Genomic DNA, 17,635 nt, shown 5'->3' with positions numbered 1-17,635 from the left:
TCCTGCACCTTAGGGGTGCGACAAGGTTGTTTGTTTGGATTCTTCGATCAGGGCGAGGTCTGGCGGAGCCACCACGCCCATCGAAACAATGTATTTGAGCGCCGCATCCACACTCATTTCCAGCTCGATGCATTCGCTCTTGCGCACCAGCACGAAGTAACCCCCGGTGGGGTTGGGCGTGGTGGGCACGAAGACGCTCACATATTCATCGCGCAGCAAAGCCGCCACTTCGCCGCTGGGCTGGCCTGTGACGAAAGCCACGGTCCATACGCCCTCACGCGGCCACTGCACCAGCACCGCCGTGCGAAAAGCGTTGCCGCTGTCGGAGAACACGGTGTCCGAGACCTGCTTGACGCTGGAATAGATGGAGCGCACCACGGGTATGCGGCGCACCAGCGCATCACCCCAACCCACCAGCTTGCGGCCGATGAAATTGCTGGCAATGCCGCCCACGAGCAGCAGAATCAGCAAAGTCAGAATAACGCCAAACCCCGGAATATGCATGCCCAGCAATCTGTCGGGCTGCCAGGCCTCGGGAAGAATGGCCAGCGTCTGATCCAGCGTTCCGATGATCCAGTTGAGCACGCCCAGCGTGATCACCAGGGGAACGATGACCAGCAAACCGGCAATCAGCCACTTGCGCAATGCAGACATAGTGTGGGTAAGCCTCAGGAATTGGCGGGTGCAGGGGCTGCAGCAGCTGCGGGAGCAGGAGCTGCCGCACTGTCACTGGATGAAGAAGTGCTTGCAGCCGGCTTGCTGCCGCTGTTCTTGAAGTCCGTGGCATACCAGCCAGAACCCTTGAGCTGAAAGCCCGGAGCGGTGAGCTGCTTGGAAAAGGCCTCGGCCCCGCAAGCTGGGCACACGGTCAGCGGCGCGTCCGAGATTTTCTGCAGCACATCCTTGGCGTGACCGCAGGAGCCACACTTGTATGCATAGATAGGCATAGCGCTAAAAACGGGGGAAGTGCAAAAACCCTCAATTATAGGCGCCGCCCCTGGTTTTGCTGCGCTGCGCAAGCAAGCCCCGGTGCAGCCGGTTTGCTCCCTCAAGCCTTGATCTCGGCCAAGGACTCGATTTCACGGTGATGGTTGCTGATCCACTGCGGCAGCAGCGAACCGGCCAGCATGCCGGCAACCGCAGCCAAAAGACCAGCCAGCTGCTGTGGAAAAGCCTGGTTGAGCGCGGGCGTGACCATGAAGATGAGCCACACACCGATGCCCAGCGCCACGGCGCTGATGGCGCCCTGGGTGGTGGCCCTCTTCCAGTACAGGCCGAACACCAGCGGCACGAAGGCCCCCACCAGCGGCACCTGATAGGCACTGGCGACCAGCTCATAGATGGGCGTGCCTTCCATGACGATGGAATAGGCCAGCACGCAGGCCGCGAACACCAGCACGCTGATGCGCATGGTCCTGAGATTGTCCTTGTCCGAAGTGTAGGGCCGGAACTGACGCCAGATGTTCTCGGTAAAGGTCACGCTGGGGGCCAGCAAGGTGGCCGACGCACAGGACTTGATGGCCGAGAGCAGCGCGCCGAAGAACAGCACCTGCATGGCAAACGGCATCTTGTCCATCACCAGGGTGGGCAGCACCTTCTGCGGATCATCGGCCAGCAGGGCCGTGGCTTCGGCGGGCATGATGATGAGCGCACTGGCCACCAGGAACATGGGCACGAAGGCAAAGATCACGTAGCAGGCACCGCCGATGATGGTGCCGCGCACGGCCGATTTCTCGGTGTCTGCCGACATCACGCGCTGAAAGATGTCCTGCTGCGGAATCGAGCCCAGCATCATGGTCACGGCAGCGCCGATGAAGAAAACGATTTCATGCAGCGAGGGCTCGGGCAGAAACTTGAAGAGATCGCGGCTGGTGGCCAGATCGACCACCTTGCCCGCGCCGCCCGCCATGTCACCGGCAAAAAAGGCCAGTATCAGCAGGCCTGCGACCAGAATGATCATCTGCACGAAATCCGTCACGGCCACGGACCACATGCCGCCAAACAGCGTATAGACCAGCACGGAGAGAACGCCAATCGTCATGCCCATGGGAATGCTGACGACACCGCCCGAGAGCAGGTTGAACACCAGGCCCAGTGCCGTGACCTGGGCCGAGACCCAGCCCAGATAGCTGAGCATGATGATCAGCGAACAGACAACCTCGATAGACCGGCCATAGCGCGAGCGGTAGTAGTCGCTGATGGTCAGCAGGTTCATGCGGTAGAGCTTGGCCGCGAAAAAGCACCCGACCAGAATCAGGCACATGCCCGCGCCAAACGGATCCTCCACCAGCGCATGCAGACCGCCCTCGATGAACTTGGCAGGTACGCCCAGCACCAGCTCGGACCCGAACCAGGTCGCAAAGGTGGTGGTGATGATCATGTAGAGCGGCAGATGACGGCCGGCAATGGCGAAATCCGCCGTGTTCTTCACGCGTCTGGCGGCCCACAGGCCGATGCCGATGGTCACAAACAGGTAGACGATCACCAATGAGAGCAGCACGCTGGCACTCCTCGAACTCTAAAGAAAGGGAAAGCTCAGAAGCGGATGCGCAGCAGAACCTGCAACACCACCAGACCGATGACGAAACCGATGCCGCCGCAAAGGATGGCCTGCAGCAAGCGGTTGGTCGTCTTCTGTTGCTGCAGCAGTTCCTTGAGCAGGGCCTCGCTGTCATTGCCGGCGCCATGCCTGGACAGATACTGGTGCAGCACTCGCGGAATGTCGGGCAGGATCTTGGCGTAACGCGGCGCCTGCGCCTGCAACTCATGCCATAGGCGCTGCGGCCCCATCTGGTCCAGCATCCATTTCTCGAGAAACGGCTTGGCCGTGCTCCACAGATCGAGGTTGGGGTCGAGCTGACGGCCCAGGCCCTCGATATTGAGCAGCGTCTTCTGCAGCAGCACCAGCTGAGGCTGGATCTCGACCTGGAAACGGCGCGAGGTCTGGAACAGGCGCATCAGCACCATGCCCAGCGAGATTTCGGCCAGCGGCCGGTCGAAATAAGGCTCGCAGACGGCGCGAATGGCCGCCTCCAGCTCCTCGACGCGCGTCGTGGCCGGCACCCAGCCACTTTCCACATGCAAGGCGGCAACACGCTTGTAGTCGCGGCGGAAGAAGGCCAGGAAGTTCTGCGCCAGATATTCCTTGTCGAACTCGGTCAGCGTGCCGACGATGCCGAAGTCCAGCGAGATATAGCGCCCGAAGGTATCGGGCTCCAGGCTGACCATGATGTTGCCCGGGTGCATGTCGGCATGGAAGAAGCCGTCGCGGAACACCTGGGTAAAGAAGATGGTCACGCCATCGCGCGCCAGCTTGGGGATGTCCACGCCGGCTTCGCGCAGGCGCTCGACCTGGCTGATGGGCACACCCTTCATGCGCTCCATCACCATCACATCGGTATGGCAGTAATCCCAGTGGATCTCGGGGATCAGCACCAGATCCAGGCCTTCCATATTGCGGCGCAGTTGCGCGGCATTGGAGGCTTCGCGGATCAGGTCCAACTCGTCATGCAGATAGTTGTCGAACTCGGCGACCACTTCCTTGGGCTTGAGCCGCTTGCCATCATGGGAGAGCTTTTCCAGCCAGCTCGCCATCATGTGCATCAATGCCAGATCCTTGTCGATCACGGACTTCATGCCCGGGCGCAGCACCTTGACGGCGACATCATGCTCGACGCCTGCCTTGTCGCGAACCCTGGCAAAGTGCACCTGGGCGATGGACGCGCTGGCCACGGGCTCACGCTCGAAGCTGATGAAGATCTGCTCCAGCGGCTTGCGAAAGGAACGCTCGATGGTGTCCACCGCGATCTGGGAATCGAACGGCGGCACGCGGTCCTGCAGCTTGGCCAGTTCCTCGGCCACATCGGGCGGCATCAGGTCGCTGCGGGTGGACAGCACCTGACCGAATTTCACGAAGATGGGACCGAGCTCTTCCAGCGCTTCGCGCAGGCGCACGCCACGTGGCTTGTCCAGCTTGCGGCCAAAGGTCAGCACGCCGCGCAGGCTGCGCAGGCGCGGATGCGGAATCCCGGAGAGCACCAGCTCGTCGAGTCCATAACGAAACACCACCCAGAGGATGGCCCAGCCTCGCAGAAAGCGGCTCATGGCTGTGTGTAATCGGCCCCGGGCATGGCTGCCACGGGTGCCGTGCTGACAGGATTGGCCACATCGGCAGCAGAGGCAGACTTGCTGCCCATGCGTGCACCGACGAACTGACGCAACCCCTGAGCGGCCGTGCGTGCAACCTTGCCAATTGTGTGGGCAGGCACATCCCCGATAAGGCGAGCCAGATCCTCCTCCACATCCCACTTGACGTTATCCACCAGCCAATTGATCTCGGCGGCAAACTGCACATCGCCTTCGATGCGAATGCTGGGCTTGTCGCCACGCAAGGCCGTCTGAGCCAGCGACAGAGGAGAGGTCTCGGTGACTTCCAGCATCAGATCGGGCGCAGCCTCGGCAGGAGCCACGTCGAACAGACCGGCAGGAGTGACCAGCAAGGCGACCGAATACTGGCGCCATTGCACACGCGCAATACGCCCCTTCTGTCGCACGAGGCGATCCGTGGCCTCTTTTTCCTGCATCAGCACATGATTGAGGAAAAGCACCAGACGCTGATGCATTTCACTCACCAGCCATTCGGGAGCTTGGGGGCCGGCCATCACGCGTTCGACGAGACCGCCCAGAAAAGAAAAAGGGGACTGTGTTGCCATAGTCCCCGATTATTCATGAAATTAATCCCCTCCTGTGGCGCTTTGCACCTTCCCCCCAAGGGGGACGGCACCATCGCTGCAGGGCGGGCCTTGCTCGGCGCCCCTTGCATGGGGCGCGAGTAATCCGTCCTGCGGCGCTTATTGCAGCGCCTGCACGCCTGCCACCAGCCAGCCGCTGGTGCCACTCTTGGGCTTGGTCATGTTCCAGACTTCACGGAAGGGGCTGGGGCCTGCCGAGGCCTCTTCGCGGATCATGCCGGAGAACTCGACGCTGGCCATGTAGCCATTGCCCAGGTCTTCGATGCCCAGCAACTGCGCATCGATCATCAGCACATCGGTGTGGTTGGGCTCACCGGCACGCTGTGTCTCGCGCTCGGACAGCTGGCTGCGGATTTCCGTGAGCATCTCGTCGGTCATCATGGAGCGCAGAGTGGTGATGTCGGAGCGATCCCAGGCCGACTGCAGCGTCACGAAGTTGCGCTTGGCTGCAGTGAGAAAACCTTCGGCATCGAAGTCTGCAGGCACGCCCCAGTTCTGCGAACCCGACAGGGCAGAGCCGATCATGGAGCCGCCGGCTGCAGCCGCGGCTTCGGGAATATGGTTCTGCTCCCAAGGACGAGCCGACGCGTCATTGCCCACTTTTTCAGGGTTGTACTGGCGTGCCTGGGGTGCATTCACATCACCACCCAGATTGCCTGCGCCCTGAAAGGCAAATGGACTGCTAGCGCTCTGCACGGCAGGCGCTGCCTTGCGACGGCGCATGATCATGCCGACCACCACCATGATCACCATGGCCAGCAGACCGAACATCAGCATATTGGCAAAGGCTTCGCCCATGCCCAGCGAGTTGGCCAGCCAGGCCAGGCCCAGGCCTGCGGCCAGGCCGCCCAGCATGGCTCCCCATGGCTTCTTGGGCGCAGCGGCCGGAGCCGCTGCAGGCGGCGCAGCACGGTTTTGCTGCGCCGCACTCTGCTGCGGAGCCTGCTGGGAATTCTGAGCGGGAGCACGAGACGCTTCGCGTTGAGTGACGTTGCCCGACTGCTTGCCGAACGATGAGCCACCGCCCATGCGTTTTGCATCGGCCTGACCATGTGCCACCACCAGCATTGCCACCAAGGCAATTGACCAAAGTTTCTTCATCTCATCTCCCTTCTTATGGAAAGTCGCTACAAATCTGCGCACAGGGCGCACTTAACATTTGATTCCCACATGCAAGGCACAGACGCCTCCTGTCATGTTGTGATAGTCCACATGGCCAAAGCCGCATTGCTGCATCAGGGCCTTGAGCTCCTTCTGGCCGGGGTGCATGCGGATGGACTCGGCCAGATAGCGATAGCTTTCGGCGTCGCCGGCAATCATCTTGCCCATGGTCGGCAAAATCTTGAACGAGTACCAGTCATAGACTTTCTCCAGCGGTTTGGCCACCTTGGAGAACTCCAGCACCAGCAGCTTGCCGCCGGGGCGCAGCACGCGGTTCATTTCCTTGAGCGCAGCATCCTTGTGCGTCATATTGCGCAGGCCGAAGGCTACGCTGACCAGATCGAAATAGTTGTCGGGGAAGGGCAGCTTTTCAGCATCGCAGACCAGCGTGGGCAGAATCACGCCCTTGTCGGTCAAGCGGTCACGCCCCACGCGCAGCATGGCTTCATTGATGTCGGTGTGCACCACCTGACCGCTGGCGCCCACCTTCTTGGAAAAAGCCAGGGACAGATCTCCTGTGCCGCCTGCGATATCCAGCGCCTTGTCGCCTTCCTTGAGGTTGGCCACCATCAGCGTGTAAGCCTTCCAGGCGCGGTGCAGGCCGCCCGACATCACGTCGTTCATGACGTCGTACTTGGAGGCCACGGAGTCGAACACACCGCGTACGCGCGATGCCTTCTCGCTTTCATCAACAGTCTGGAATCCGAAGTGTGTGGAGCTCATAACAAAGAATGCTAAGCAGGCAGTGCTTGCGCGTACAGCGACAACCCCGTATGGCTACAGGCTTTGAAGCACTATGGTTTTTTGAAAGAATTCGCCTTGAGCGCTTATTTCACATGCGCTGCCAGCTATTGGAAATATAGCACCAGCCTCAATAACCCTGTGCCGCATGCATGGGCTATGTGGCGTGTACGGGACGTTGCTGCCGGCTTTTGAGCCGACATGCAAGCCCCTGGGAGTCAAAGCTCAATGCACGCTGCAGCCATGACCACCGGCGCCCTTCTCGGGCATGGGCGTATCTCGATCCATCCCGGCCTCTTCTAGGCGCTGCAGATATTGCTGCCACAGAGCATCCTGCTGGCTGCCCAGCTGGTAGAGGTATTCCCAGGTGTACAGACCGCTTTCGTGCCCATCGCTGAAGAACGGCTTGATGGCGTAGTTGCCCACAGGCTCGATGGTGTTGATACCCACATCGCGCTTGCCGGTCTGTAGCACTTCCTGGCCCGGGCCATGACCTTGCACCTCGGCCGAGGGCGAGTACACGCGCAGCAACTCGAACGGAATGCGGAAAGTCTTGCCGTCCGAATAAGAGACCTCCAGCACGCGTGACGCACCATGCACGGTCAGCGACTGAGGGGTGGGAGTATTGGCTTGCAGTCCTGCCATGGTTCTCTCCTAATCAATGCATAAAAGGGCAGCCTCAAGCTGCCCTTCGAATCTCCCGACGGAGACGAAAAACATCACGCGGCCCAGAGGGCCAGCGCCTTTTGCAGCACTTCATCCACCTGCGGCAGCTGGCGGGCAATCTCAGCTTCGCGCTCTTCATCGCGCTCGCGCTGGGCCGCAGCCCAGACGGAAGCGGGAAAGTGGCTGTCCCAGTCATAGCGCGCAATCACATGCCAATGCAGATGCGCCACCATATTACCGAGCGCCGCCAGGTTGATCTTGGTCGGAGCCAGCTGCTCGCGCAGCACACGTTCGACCAGAGCCACGGCATCCATGCAGACAATGCGATCCGCTGCGCTCAGATCCGAGAACTCGGCCGCATGCTCATTCCAGACCACGCGATAGAAGGCCGGAAAGCCAGCTTCCGCTGCGCGGATCACACGCAACTTGTCGCCGCGCCAGACCAGCGCACCGCCATCGGTTCCACACAGAGGACAGTTTTCAACCAACATCTGAAATCTCCATTGCAATGCTTCTTACCCACATCACGGCGGTGTGACCGCAGCGCAGGCCGGAGACACCCAGGAAGGGCCTATGCCGGCCGCGCCGCCCCGCGCCAAGGATGTCATTCACTTTGGGGGAGGGCGCGAAGCGACTCAGGAGGCATCACACCAGCACACGCTCGATACCGCCCTGGTTGGCGCGATTGACATACTCGGCCATCCAGTTCTCGCCCAGAATGTCGCGCGCCATCTCGACCACGATGTAGTCGGCTTCGAGCAGCCCGTTGTTCAGATCGTTGCCATAGCGGCTCAGGCCCTGCAGGCAGCTGGGGCAGCTGGTCAGGATCTTGACGTTGTCCTGGGCACCAAGTTGGCCGTTGTCGCGCAATGCGGCCTCGCCCTTGCGGATCTCCTCGGTCTTGCGGAAGCGGATCTGCGTGGAGATGTCGGGACGCGTCACGCCCAGCGTGCCGGACTCGCCGCAGCAGCGCTCGCTCTTGAGCACGTTGTCACCCATCAAGGCCTTGACGGTCTTCATCGGATCCTGCTGCTTCATGGGCGTATGGCAGGGGTCGTGGTAGAGGTAGGCGCCCTTGTTCTGCAGCGTGATACCCTTTTCGAGCAGATATTCGTGGATGTCGATGATGCGGCAGCCGGGGAAGATCTTGTCGAACTGGTAGCCCTGCAGCTGGTCATAGCAGGTACCGCAGCTCACCACCACGGTCTTGATGTCCAGATAGTTGAGCGTGGTCGCCACACGGTGGAAGAGCACACGGTTGTCCGTGATCATCTTCTCGGCCTTGTCGAACTGGCCCGAACCGCGCTGGGGATAGCCGCAGCACAAATAACCGGGAGGCAGCACGGTCTGCACGCCGGCATGCCAGAGCATGGCCTGCGTGGCCAGACCCACCTGACTGAACAGGCGCTCCGAGCCGCAGCCGGGGAAGTAGAACACCGCCTCGGTGTCCGACTTGGTGGCCTGCGGGTCGCGGATGATGGGCACGTAGTCCTTGTCCTCGATATCCAGCAAGGCGCGCGCCGTCTTGGTGGGCAGACCGCCGGGCAGCTTCTTGTTGATGAAGTGAATCACCTGCTCCTTGATGGGAGCCGTGCCCACGGATGCGGGTGGATGTGCGGTCTGCTTCTTGGCGACAGCCCCCAGCACGTCGGCCGCCAGGCGCTGGGCCTTGAAGCCCACGCCCACCATGGCCGTGCGCATGAACTTGATGGTGTCGGGGTTGGTGGCGTTGAGCATGGCCATGGCCAGCTTGTTGCCTGGTCGGAAGCTCTTCTTGTCCATCTTGCGCAGCAGATTGCGCATATTCATGGTCACGTCGCCGAAGTCGATCTTGACCGGGCAGGGGTTGAAGCACTTGTGGCAGACCGTGCAGTGATCGGCCACGTCTTCGAATTCCTGCCAGTGCTTGATGGACACGCCACGGCGTGTCTGCTCCTCGTAGAGGAAGGCCTCCACCAGCAGCGAGGTGGCCAGGATCTTGTTGCGCGGCGAGTACAGCAGATTGGCGCGCGGCACATGGGTGGCGCACACGGGCTTGCATTTGCCGCAGCGCAGGCAGTCCTTGACGGAGTTGGCGATGGCGCCGATGTCCGACTGCTGCATGATGATGGATTCATAACCCATCAGGCCGAAGCTGGGCGTGTAGGCATTGGTCAGGTCGGCAAACATCAGCGACTCGCGCGGCGAGCGACCGTCGTGACTCTGGTGCGCCAGGGCATCCCACTCTTCGTTGCGGATCAGCTTGCCCTTGTTGAAGCGGCCTTCGGGGTCCACACGCTTCTTGTAATCGGCAAACGGTGCCAGCTCGGCATCCGAGAGGAATTCCAGCTTGGTGATACCGATACCGTGCTCACCCGAGATCACGCCATCGAGGCTGCGCGCCAGCTCCATGATGCGGGCCACGGCTTCGTGCGCGGTCTGCAGCATTTCATAGTCATCGGAGTTGACGGGGATGTTGGTGTGCACATTGCCGTCGCCGGCATGCATGTGCAGGGCCACCCAGACGCGCCCCTTGAGCACCTTCTGGTGAATCTCGTTGACGGACTCGCGCAGCGGCTGGAAGGCAGCGCCCGCGAAGATCTTGGACAGCGGCTCCTTGAGCTGGGTCTTCCAGCTCGCACGCAGGCGGTGATCCTGCAACTCGGGGAACAGCGTGGCCACGCCGTCCAGCCAGCCCTGCCAAAGCTCGCGCACCTCGGCCACCAGCGCCAGAGCCTGCTGCACGCGGTCTTCCAGCAACTCGGCGCTGGGGATGTCACCGGCATCGTCGCTCTTGCCCAGGGGCAGATCGGAGTGCTTGAAGAAGCCGCTCAGCTCATCGCAGAGCTTGAGCTTGTTGCGCAGCGACAGCTCGATATTGATGCGCTCGATGCCATCGGTGTACTCTGCCATGCGCGGCAGAGGAATCACCACGTCTTCGTTGATCTTGAAGGCGTTGGTGTGGCGCGAGATCGCTGCCGTGCGCTTGCGGTCCAGCCAGAACTTCTTGCGCGCCTCGGCGCTGACGGCGGTAAAGCCTTCGCCGTTGCGCGAATTGGCAATGCGCACCACCTCGGCAGCCACGCGGGCCACTTCGTCGGCATCGTCACCGGCGATATCGCCCAGCAGCACCATCTTGGGCAGATGGCCGTTGCCCTTCTTGCTCTTGGTCGCGTAGCCCACGGCCTTGAGATAGCGGTCGTCCAGATGTTCAAGGCCGGCCAGCAGCACGCCCGAGCGCTTTTGCTCGGCGAACATATAGTCCTTGATCTCGACGATGGAGGGCACGGCATCCTTGGCATTGCCGAAGAACTCCATGCACACGGTACGCGTATGCGCCGGCATGCGGTGCACCACCCAGCGCGCGCTGGTAATCAGGCCGTCCGTGCCTTCCTTCTGAATACCGGGCAGACCCGAGAGGAACTTGTCGGTCACGTCCTTGCCCAGGCCTTCCTTGCGGAAGGTGTGACCGGGAATGTCCAGGCGCTCGGTGCGCACATGGGTCTTGCCGTCCGCCTCGAAGTACTTCAGCTCGAAGCAGGCCATCTCGGCATCGTGAATCTTGCCGAGGTTGTGGTCCAGACGCGTGACTTCCAGCCACTGCGCATCGGGCGTGACCATGCGCCAGGACACCAGATTGTCCAGGGCAGTCCCCCAGAGCACGGCCTTTTTGCCGCCCGCGTTCATGGCGATATTGCCGCCTATGCAGGAGGCCTCGATGGAGGTCGGATCCACGGCAAACACAAAGCCGCCGCGCTCGGCCGCATCGGCCACACGCTGTGTCACCACACCGGCTTCGGAGTAGATGGTGGGCACTTCATGATCCACGCCGGGAATCATGCGCATCTCGACTTCGCTCAGCGCTTCCAGCTTCTCGGTGTTGATGACCACCGAGCGCCAGGTCAGAGGGATGGCACCACCCGTGTATCCGGTGCCGCCTCCGCGCGGAATGATGGTCAGACCGAGTTCGATGCAGCCCTTGACCAGACCGGCCATTTCGGCTTCGGTATCGGGCGTCAGCACGACAAACGGGTATTCGACGCGCCAGTCGGTCGCATCGGTCACATGGGCCACGCGCGACAGACCGTCGAACTTGATGTTGTCCTTGGCGGTATAGCGACGCAGCGTCTTCTGCGCACGGCGGCGCAGCTGCTCGGCCTCGACAAAAGTGGCGTTGAATTCATGCACGGCGCGGTGGGCCGCTTCCACCAGCTGACCCACCAGCTGATCGCGCAGCGCATCCTCGTTGGGCTCGCGGCGCTTGTCGATCTCGGCCAGGCGATGCTCCAGAGCCTCGACCAGCGACTTGCGGCGGTCAGGGTTGTGGATCAGATCGTCCTGAAGATAGGGATTGCGCTGCACAACCCAGATATCCCCCAGCACTTCGTAGAGCATGCGGGCAGATCGGCCGGTTCGGCGCTCCTGACGCAGCTGATTGAGCACATCCCACATGGATGAGCCCAACAGACGAATCACAATCTCACGGTCAGAGAACGATGTGTAGTTATAGGGAATCTCGCGCAGTCGTGCGGGTTCGGCAGCCTGGGCCTGGAGGGCGGCAGCCAACGCAATCGGTACATTCATGGGGGTAGACCGTGTCGGGCGCCCTCTGTGTGGCGCCCCTAAGCCAGTGGGATGACGATTTTAAGCGACGGCGGCTCAGCCATGCTTTGCTATGGGTTCTGAGTGGCCAGCCCTGCTATCGCCAAAGCAGCAAGCCCTGACGGCATTTCCCAGGCGATTCGCCACATGGCAGTGCACAAAGGCGCTGCGAACCCGCTCACCGCTGCATGCGGCCAAAGGGTAGACGAATCTTTCATAGGCTATTTAGACAAAAATCATACATTTCCGAATCAAAAACAACTCAATACGAAAGACTACCAACAACAAACGAAATGCCATTGACCTAGAATGGCGCAGCTTCGCGCACCATCAGATGTCACCGGATCGTCATTCAAAGGCTTGTGACTGCGGGTTCTGCCCATGGTGCGGCGCGTTGCCCATGCAAACAATGACATCCATATGTCATACGGATGACTTAGTGTGCATCACCGCATATTTCGTCAACGATCGTTAGAGGAGCCTTCATGCAATTCAAGCAACTGGCCATGGCCGCCGCCGTCGCCGCTACTACTTTCTCGGCACAAGCCGTCACCGAAATCCAATGGTGGCACTCGATGACTGCCGTGAATAACGAGTGGGTCAATGACCTGGCCAAGCAGTTCAACGAAAGCCAGAAGGATTACAAGGTCGTGCCCACGTTCAAGGGCGTGTACGACGAATCCATGACAGCCGCGATTGCAGCCTTCCGCTCGGGCAACGCCCCTCACATCCTGCAGGTTTTTGAAGTGGGTACTGCCACCATGATGGCCTCCAAGGGCGCGACCGTGCCCGTGGGCAAGGTGATGCATGACGCCGGCGTCGCTTTCGACCCCAAGGCCTATATCCCTGCAGTGGCCGGTTACTACACTGCCCCCAACGGCCAGATGCTGAGCTTCCCCTTCAACAGCTCGACAACCATCTTCTACTACAACAAGGACGCCTTCAAGAAGGCCGGCCTGAACCCCGACGTCGCCCCCAAGACCTGGCCCGAAGTCTTTGCTGCCGCCAAGAAGCTCAAGGAAAGCGGCCACAGCTGCCCCATGACCCTGGCATGGCAAGGCTGGACCCAGCTGGAGTCCTTCTCCACCTGGCACAACGTGGAATTCGCCACCGAGCACAACGGTCTGAGCGCCAACGGCTACAAGGCGCGCATGAAGATCAACTCGCCTCTGCACATCAAGCACATCGACAACCTGGCCGCAGCGGCCAAGGCTGGCGAGTTTGTCTACAAGGGTCGCGCCTCCACTTCCCAGGCTTCGTTCACCGCCGGTGAATGCGCCATGATCCAGACTTCGTCCGGCTTCTACGGCGACGTGGCCAAGAACGCCAAGTTCAACTACGCCCTGGCTCCCCTGCCCTACTATCCCGATGTCAAGGGCGCTCCCCAGAACACCGTGATCGGCGGCGCTTCGCTGTGGGTCATGGCTGGCAAGAAGGCCGAAGAGTACAAGGGCGTGGCCAAGTTCTTCGAGTTCCTGTCGCAGACCAAGGTGCAGGCCGCTTCGCACCAGCGCACCGGCTACCTGCCCGTGACCATGGCGGCCTATGACCTGACCGAAAAGTCCGGCTTCTACGCCAAGCACCCCGGTACCGACACCGCCGTGACGCAGATGATCCGCAAGGTGACCGACAACTCACGCGGCATCCGCCTGGGCAACTACGTGCAGATCCGTACCATCGAGGACGAAGAACTCGAACAGGTGTGGGCTGGCAAGAAGACCGGCAAGCAGGCGCTGGACTCCATCGTGAGCCGTGGCAACGAACTGCTGGCTCGCTTCGAGCGCTCCTACAAACAGTAAACCCTCCAGGCACCCGCAAGGGTGCCGCCAAGGCCTGCGGGGCCTTCAAACAAGGCTCTGCACCCCCAAATACCCCGTTGACTGCACCCAGGCTCCGGCGGTTTTTTTATTTGTAACTCCTCATGGAAAAACGCGTTCTTTTCCGATCCAAGTGGCTTCCCTGGGTGCTGATCGCCCCCCAGCTACTGATCATCGGCATCTTCTTCTTCTGGCCCGCCGGTCAGGCTGTGCTCCAGTCATTCCAGATGGAAGACGCGTTCGGCATGAGTAGCGAATGGGTGGGTCTGGACAACTTCCGCCAGTTGTTCGCCGACCCCACCTATCTGAACTCCTTCAAGCGCACAGCACTGTTTTCAGTGCTGGTGGCCGGCGTGGGCATTGCCATTTCGCTGGCTCTGGCCATCTTTGCGGATCGCATCATCCGCTTTGCCATGGTCTACAAGACCTTGCTGATCATCCCCTACGCCGTGGCCCCCGTGATCGCGGGCGTGCTGTGGGTCTTCATGTTCTCGCCCTCCATCGGCGTGGTGACGTATTACCTGGGCAAGCTGGGTTACGACTGGAACCACCTGATGAATGAAAACCAGGCCATGGCGCTGATCGTCATCGCCTCGGTGTGGAAGCAGATTTCCTACAACTTCCTGTTCTTCCTCGCCGGACTGCAATCCATCCCCAAGGCTTTGATCGAAGCCGCTTCGATCGACGGTGCAGGCCCCTGGCGCCGGTTCTGGAACATCCAGCTGCCGCTGCTCTCGCCCACCACCTTCTTCCTGCTGGTGATCAACATCGTCTACGCCTTCTTCGACACCTTCGGCATCATCGATGCAGCCACGCATGGCGGCCCCGGCCAGTCCACCTCGATTCTGGTCTACAAGGTCTACCTGGATGGCTTCAAGGCGCTGGACCTGGGCGGCTCGGCCGCGCAGTCGGTGATTCTGATGTTTATCGTCGTCGTGCTGACGGTGATCCAGTTCCGCTATGTTGAAAAGAAAGTGCAGTACTGATCATGGTGGATCGCAACCCCTGGCTTAATTTCCTCTCCCACGCCGTGCTGATTCTTGGCGTGGCCATCGTGGCTTTCCCGCTGTATCTGGCACTGATCGCCTCCACGCACACGGCCAGCGAAATCGTGCAGGCCCCCATGCCGCTGCTGCCCGGCGCCCATCTTTGGGACAACTACAAGGAAGCGCTGCTGGGCTCCGGCAAGCTTGGCTCCAACACCAATGTCGTGCGCATGATGTGGGTGAGTTTTGTCGTGGCCATGATCATTACCGTGGGCAAGATCGCCATCTCGCTGCTCTCGGCCTTCGCCATCGTGTACTTCCGCTTTCCGTTCAAGATGTTCTGCTTCTGGGCGATTTTCCTGACGCTGATGCTGCCCGTGGAAGTGCGTATCCTGCCCACCTACAAGGTCGTGGCCGAGCTGGGCCTGCTCAACAGCTACGCCGGTCTGTCCCTGCCCCTGATTGCCTCGGCAACAGCCACCTTCCTGTTCCGCCAGTTCTTCCTGAGCGTGCCGGACGAGCTGGTGGAAGCCGCCCGGATTGACGGCGCCGGCGCCATGCGCTTTTTCAAGGACATTCTGGTGCCCTTGTCCAGGACCTCGATTGCCGCGCTGTTCGTGATCCAGTTCATCTACGGCTGGAACCAGTACCTGTGGCCGCTGCTGATGACCACCTCGGAAGACATGTACCCCGTGGTCGTGGGTATCAAGAGCATGCTGGGCGGCGGCGGCGATGCCAGCGTGGACTGGAACATCGTGATGGCGACCGCCATTCTCGCCATGCTGCCCCCGACAGCCGTGGTGATGCTGATGCAAAAGTGGTTTGTCAAAGGCCTGGTGGATACCGAGAAATAACGCTCGTCACCACTGCCTCCACCACCTTCTTTTGACCCATTGAACGAATACCCGGAATACCTCTCATGGCATCCATCTCCCTGAAGAACATCGTCAAGCGCTACGGCACAGGCAAATCCGCCGTGCCCGTCATTCACGGCATCAATGTCGAAATCAAGGACGGCGAATTCATCGTGCTGGTCGGCCCCTCTGGCTGCGGCAAGTCCACCCTGCTGCGCATGATCGCCGGCCTGGAAGAAATCACCGACGGCGACCTGCTGATCGGCAGCAACAAGGTCAACGACCTGGAGCCCGCCAAGCGCAATATCGCCATGGTGTTCCAGAACTACGCACTCTACCCCCACATGAGCAACTACGAGAACATGGCCTACGGCCTGAAGCTCGCCAAGGTGCCCGAGGACGAGATCAAGCGCCGCGTGGACAAGGCTGCCAAGATTCTGGAGCTGAGTCACCTGCTGGACCGCAAGCCGCGCCAGCTGTCGGGCGGTCAGCGTCAGCGCGTGGCCATGGGCCGCGCCATCGTGCGCCAGCCCCAGGTCTTCCTGTTCGACGAACCCCTGTCCAATCTGGACGCCAAGCTGCGCGGCCAGACCCGCCTGGAAATCCAGAAGCTGCATGCCGAGCTGGGCATCACCAGCCTGTTCGTGACCCATGACCAGGTCGAGGCCATGACCCTGGCCCAGCGCATGGTGGTGATGAACGGCGGCCATGTGGAGCAGTTCGGCACGCCGGAAGAGGTCTACCACACGCCGGCATCCACCTTTGTGGCGGGTTTCATCGGCTCTCCTCCCATGAACCTGCTCAAGCACTCGCCCAACGGCAAGCCCGGCCTGATCCTGGGCATCCGTCCCGAGCATCTCGACCTGGCGGAGACCGGTGGCCTGGAGTTCAAGGTGCAGACCGTGGAACTGCTGGGCGCCGAACGCCTGCTCTACGGTAAGGTGGGCGACGAAGACGTCACCGTGCGCGTGGAAGAAGGCAAGCCCTATCCCAAGCCCGGTGAAACCGCCCGCATCTCGGCACGCGAAGACCGCCTGCACTGGTTCAACGCCGAGACCGGCAAACGCGTATAAATCGCAACACCCCCTGAGCGGCTGCGCCGCTTCCCCCTCTCTCGCTACGCGGGAGGGGGACGACACCTTCGCCGCAAGGCGGCTCTTGCTCGGTGTCTCTGAGATGGGTTGCGCCAGTTCTCATCGACGCGCCCAAAGCTACCCTGAAGTATGAAGCCGCAAACTTTGTTGGACTCACTATGACGAATGCTTTGAAACCCTGGCCCTACCCCCGTTGGGTGGCCCACCGCGGCGCCGGCAAGCTGGCACCGGAGAACACCATGAGCGCCTTCCGCCTGGGCGCGCAACATGGCTACCGCTTCTTTGAATGCGATGCCAAGCTCAGCCAGGACGGCGTGCTGTTTCTGATGCATGACGCCACGCTGGAGCGCACCACCAACGGCCGCGGCATTGGCGGCGCACTGAGCATGGGAGAGATCGCCCGGCTCGACGCCGGCAGCTGGCATTCGCGCGCCTATGCGGGCGAGCAGCTGCCCACGCTCGAAGCCCTGGCCCGCTGGTGCCTGGCCAACCATCTGCACCTGAATGTGGAGATCAAGCCCACGCCGGGCCAGGAACTGGAGACCGGCCGCGCCTGCGGCGAGCTGATGAACCGCATCTGGCCGAAGACCGAGGTGCAGCCGCTGTTCACCTCGTTCAAGTCCGAATCGCTCAAGGGCGCCCGCGAGACCGCAGCCCATATTCCGCGCGGCCTGCTGGTGGACAAGCTGGCCGACGCCAGCGGCGACGCCGACCTGAAGCTGGCCCTGGAGCTGGACTGCAGCGCCATGGTGCTCAACCATGCTCTGTGGACGCCCGAGCTGGTGGCCAAGGTGCATGACGCCGGCCTCTACTGCAGCAGCTACACCGTCAACGACCAATGGGCCGCCCAGCGCCTGATCGACCTGGGCACGGACGGCATCATCACCGACCGCGTGGATCTTTTCAGCCCCGCGCAGACAGGCGAGCAGCTGTAAATCAGTAGCTACTTACGTAGATCTGCCAATAATTTCAGTATCAATACAT

Annotated in this window: 15 protein-coding genes; 5 read left to right on the top strand and 10 right to left on the bottom strand. The window is 61.2% G+C overall.

The annotated features are described in order from the left end of the window. Window positions 1–9 precede the first annotated feature (9 nt). The 10 genes from F0P97_RS04405 to F0P97_RS04360 form a co-directional block, all read right to left on the bottom strand. The gene (locus F0P97_RS04405) at window positions 10–654 is read right to left on the bottom strand and encodes a DUF502 domain-containing protein (protein WP_003058473.1); all 645 of its coding nucleotides are present in this window, start codon (window positions 652–654) and stop codon (window positions 10–12) included. A 14-nt stretch (window positions 655–668) separates the two neighbouring features. Beyond that, window positions 669–947 (bottom strand): FmdB family zinc ribbon protein, encoded by a 279-nt coding sequence (locus F0P97_RS04400; RefSeq protein ID WP_182285769.1) that lies wholly within the window; start codon window positions 945–947, stop codon window positions 669–671. A gap of 101 nt (window positions 948–1,048) precedes the next feature. Then, entirely contained in the window at window positions 1,049–2,500 is a 1,452-nt protein-coding gene (locus tag F0P97_RS04395; protein WP_182285768.1) for a sodium:solute symporter family protein, read from the bottom strand. A 35-nt stretch (window positions 2,501–2,535) separates the two neighbouring features. After that, a complete protein-coding gene (gene ubiB, locus F0P97_RS04390; protein ID WP_182285767.1) occupies window positions 2,536–4,104 on the bottom strand; it encodes a ubiquinone biosynthesis regulatory protein kinase UbiB in 1,569 nt (522 codons plus the stop codon). Continuing rightward, a complete protein-coding gene (locus tag F0P97_RS04385) occupies window positions 4,101–4,712 on the bottom strand; it encodes a hypothetical protein (protein ID WP_182285766.1) in 612 nt (203 codons plus the stop codon). The genes ubiB and F0P97_RS04385 overlap by 4 nt, the downstream gene beginning before the upstream one ends. 138 nt (window positions 4,713–4,850) lie before the next feature. Next, window positions 4,851–5,852 (bottom strand): Tim44 domain-containing protein, encoded by a 1,002-nt coding sequence (locus F0P97_RS04380; RefSeq protein ID WP_182285765.1) that lies wholly within the window; start codon window positions 5,850–5,852, stop codon window positions 4,851–4,853. A 51-nt stretch (window positions 5,853–5,903) separates the two neighbouring features. Then, entirely contained in the window at window positions 5,904–6,635 is a 732-nt protein-coding gene (gene ubiE / locus F0P97_RS04375) for a bifunctional demethylmenaquinone methyltransferase/2-methoxy-6-polyprenyl-1,4-benzoquinol methylase UbiE (protein ID WP_003065997.1), read from the bottom strand. Between the two features lie 243 nt (window positions 6,636–6,878). Further along, window positions 6,879–7,298, bottom strand: coding sequence for a gamma-butyrobetaine hydroxylase-like domain-containing protein (locus tag F0P97_RS04370; protein WP_003073951.1), 420 nt, complete (start codon window positions 7,296–7,298; stop codon window positions 6,879–6,881). A 74-nt stretch (window positions 7,299–7,372) separates the two neighbouring features. Next, complete coding sequence (locus tag F0P97_RS04365; protein WP_182285764.1) at window positions 7,373–7,810, bottom strand: HIT family protein; 438 nt, start codon at window positions 7,808–7,810, stop codon at window positions 7,373–7,375. A gap of 154 nt (window positions 7,811–7,964) precedes the next feature. Beyond that, window positions 7,965–11,882 (bottom strand): DUF3683 domain-containing protein, encoded by a 3,918-nt coding sequence (locus tag F0P97_RS04360; RefSeq protein ID WP_182285763.1) that lies wholly within the window; start codon window positions 11,880–11,882, stop codon window positions 7,965–7,967. A gap of 503 nt (window positions 11,883–12,385) precedes the next feature. On the opposite strand from F0P97_RS04360, the gene ugpB reads away from it, so the two are divergent. The 5 genes from ugpB (at window position 12,386) to ugpQ (ending at window position 17,586) form a co-directional block, all read left to right on the top strand. After that, window positions 12,386–13,699, top strand: coding sequence for a sn-glycerol-3-phosphate ABC transporter substrate-binding protein UgpB (gene ugpB / locus F0P97_RS04355; RefSeq protein ID WP_182285762.1), 1,314 nt, complete (start codon window positions 12,386–12,388; stop codon window positions 13,697–13,699). 122 nt (window positions 13,700–13,821) lie between these two features. Then, complete coding sequence (gene ugpA, locus F0P97_RS04350; RefSeq protein WP_182285761.1) at window positions 13,822–14,703, top strand: sn-glycerol-3-phosphate ABC transporter permease UgpA; 882 nt, start codon at window positions 13,822–13,824, stop codon at window positions 14,701–14,703. A 2-nt stretch (window positions 14,704–14,705) separates the two neighbouring features. Further along, window positions 14,706–15,557, top strand: a complete 852-nt coding sequence (ugpE, locus tag F0P97_RS04345) for a sn-glycerol-3-phosphate ABC transporter permease UgpE (RefSeq protein WP_182285760.1) — start codon at window positions 14,706–14,708, stop codon at window positions 15,555–15,557. A gap of 65 nt (window positions 15,558–15,622) precedes the next feature. After that, window positions 15,623–16,630: a sn-glycerol-3-phosphate import ATP-binding protein UgpC gene (locus tag F0P97_RS04340; RefSeq protein WP_182285759.1), complete on the top strand. Its 1,008-nt coding sequence runs from the start codon at window positions 15,623–15,625 to the stop codon at window positions 16,628–16,630. 179 nt (window positions 16,631–16,809) lie between these two features. Then, window positions 16,810–17,586, top strand: coding sequence for a glycerophosphodiester phosphodiesterase (gene ugpQ, locus F0P97_RS04335; protein ID WP_182285758.1), 777 nt, complete (start codon window positions 16,810–16,812; stop codon window positions 17,584–17,586). The last annotated feature ends 49 nt before the right edge of the window (window positions 17,587–17,635 follow it).

This window comes from Comamonas testosteroni (genome assembly GCF_014076415.1).
Lineage (GTDB): Bacteria > Pseudomonadota > Gammaproteobacteria > Burkholderiales > Burkholderiaceae_C > Comamonas > Comamonas testosteroni_F.
The sequence above is the reverse complement of the archived record's forward strand: the minus strand, read 5'-3'. Positions and strand labels throughout refer to the sequence as shown.

What these genes read in the sequence shown, in the direction of transcription:
- ugpQ (WP_182285758.1), top strand. Translation starts at nt 16,810, where the DNA reads ATGACGAATGCTTTGAAACCCTGGCCCTACCCCCGTTGGGTGGCCCAC.
- F0P97_RS04370 (WP_003073951.1), bottom strand. Translation starts at nt 7,298, where the DNA reads ATGGCAGGACTGCAAGCCAATACTCCCACCCCTCAGTCGCTGACCGTG.
- F0P97_RS04365 (WP_182285764.1), bottom strand. Translation starts at nt 7,810, where the DNA reads ATGTTGGTTGAAAACTGTCCTCTGTGTGGAACCGATGGCGGTGCGCTG.
- F0P97_RS04340 (WP_182285759.1), top strand. Translation starts at nt 15,623, where the DNA reads ATGGCATCCATCTCCCTGAAGAACATCGTCAAGCGCTACGGCACAGGC.
- ugpA (WP_182285761.1), top strand. Translation starts at nt 13,822, where the DNA reads ATGGAAAAACGCGTTCTTTTCCGATCCAAGTGGCTTCCCTGGGTGCTG.
- F0P97_RS04380 (WP_182285765.1), bottom strand. Translation starts at nt 5,852, where the DNA reads ATGAAGAAACTTTGGTCAATTGCCTTGGTGGCAATGCTGGTGGTGGCA.
- ugpE (WP_182285760.1), top strand. Translation starts at nt 14,706, where the DNA reads ATGGTGGATCGCAACCCCTGGCTTAATTTCCTCTCCCACGCCGTGCTG.
- ubiB (WP_182285767.1), bottom strand. Translation starts at nt 4,104, where the DNA reads ATGAGCCGCTTTCTGCGAGGCTGGGCCATCCTCTGGGTGGTGTTTCGT.
- ubiE (WP_003065997.1), bottom strand. Translation starts at nt 6,635, where the DNA reads ATGAGCTCCACACACTTCGGATTCCAGACTGTTGATGAAAGCGAGAAG.
- ugpB (WP_182285762.1), top strand. Translation starts at nt 12,386, where the DNA reads ATGCAATTCAAGCAACTGGCCATGGCCGCCGCCGTCGCCGCTACTACT.
- F0P97_RS04405 (WP_003058473.1), bottom strand. Translation starts at nt 654, where the DNA reads ATGTCTGCATTGCGCAAGTGGCTGATTGCCGGTTTGCTGGTCATCGTT.
- F0P97_RS04385 (WP_182285766.1), bottom strand. Translation starts at nt 4,712, where the DNA reads ATGGCAACACAGTCCCCTTTTTCTTTTCTGGGCGGTCTCGTCGAACGC.
- F0P97_RS04360 (WP_182285763.1), bottom strand. Translation starts at nt 11,882, where the DNA reads ATGAATGTACCGATTGCGTTGGCTGCCGCCCTCCAGGCCCAGGCTGCC.
- F0P97_RS04400 (WP_182285769.1), bottom strand. Translation starts at nt 947, where the DNA reads ATGCCTATCTATGCATACAAGTGTGGCTCCTGCGGTCACGCCAAGGAT.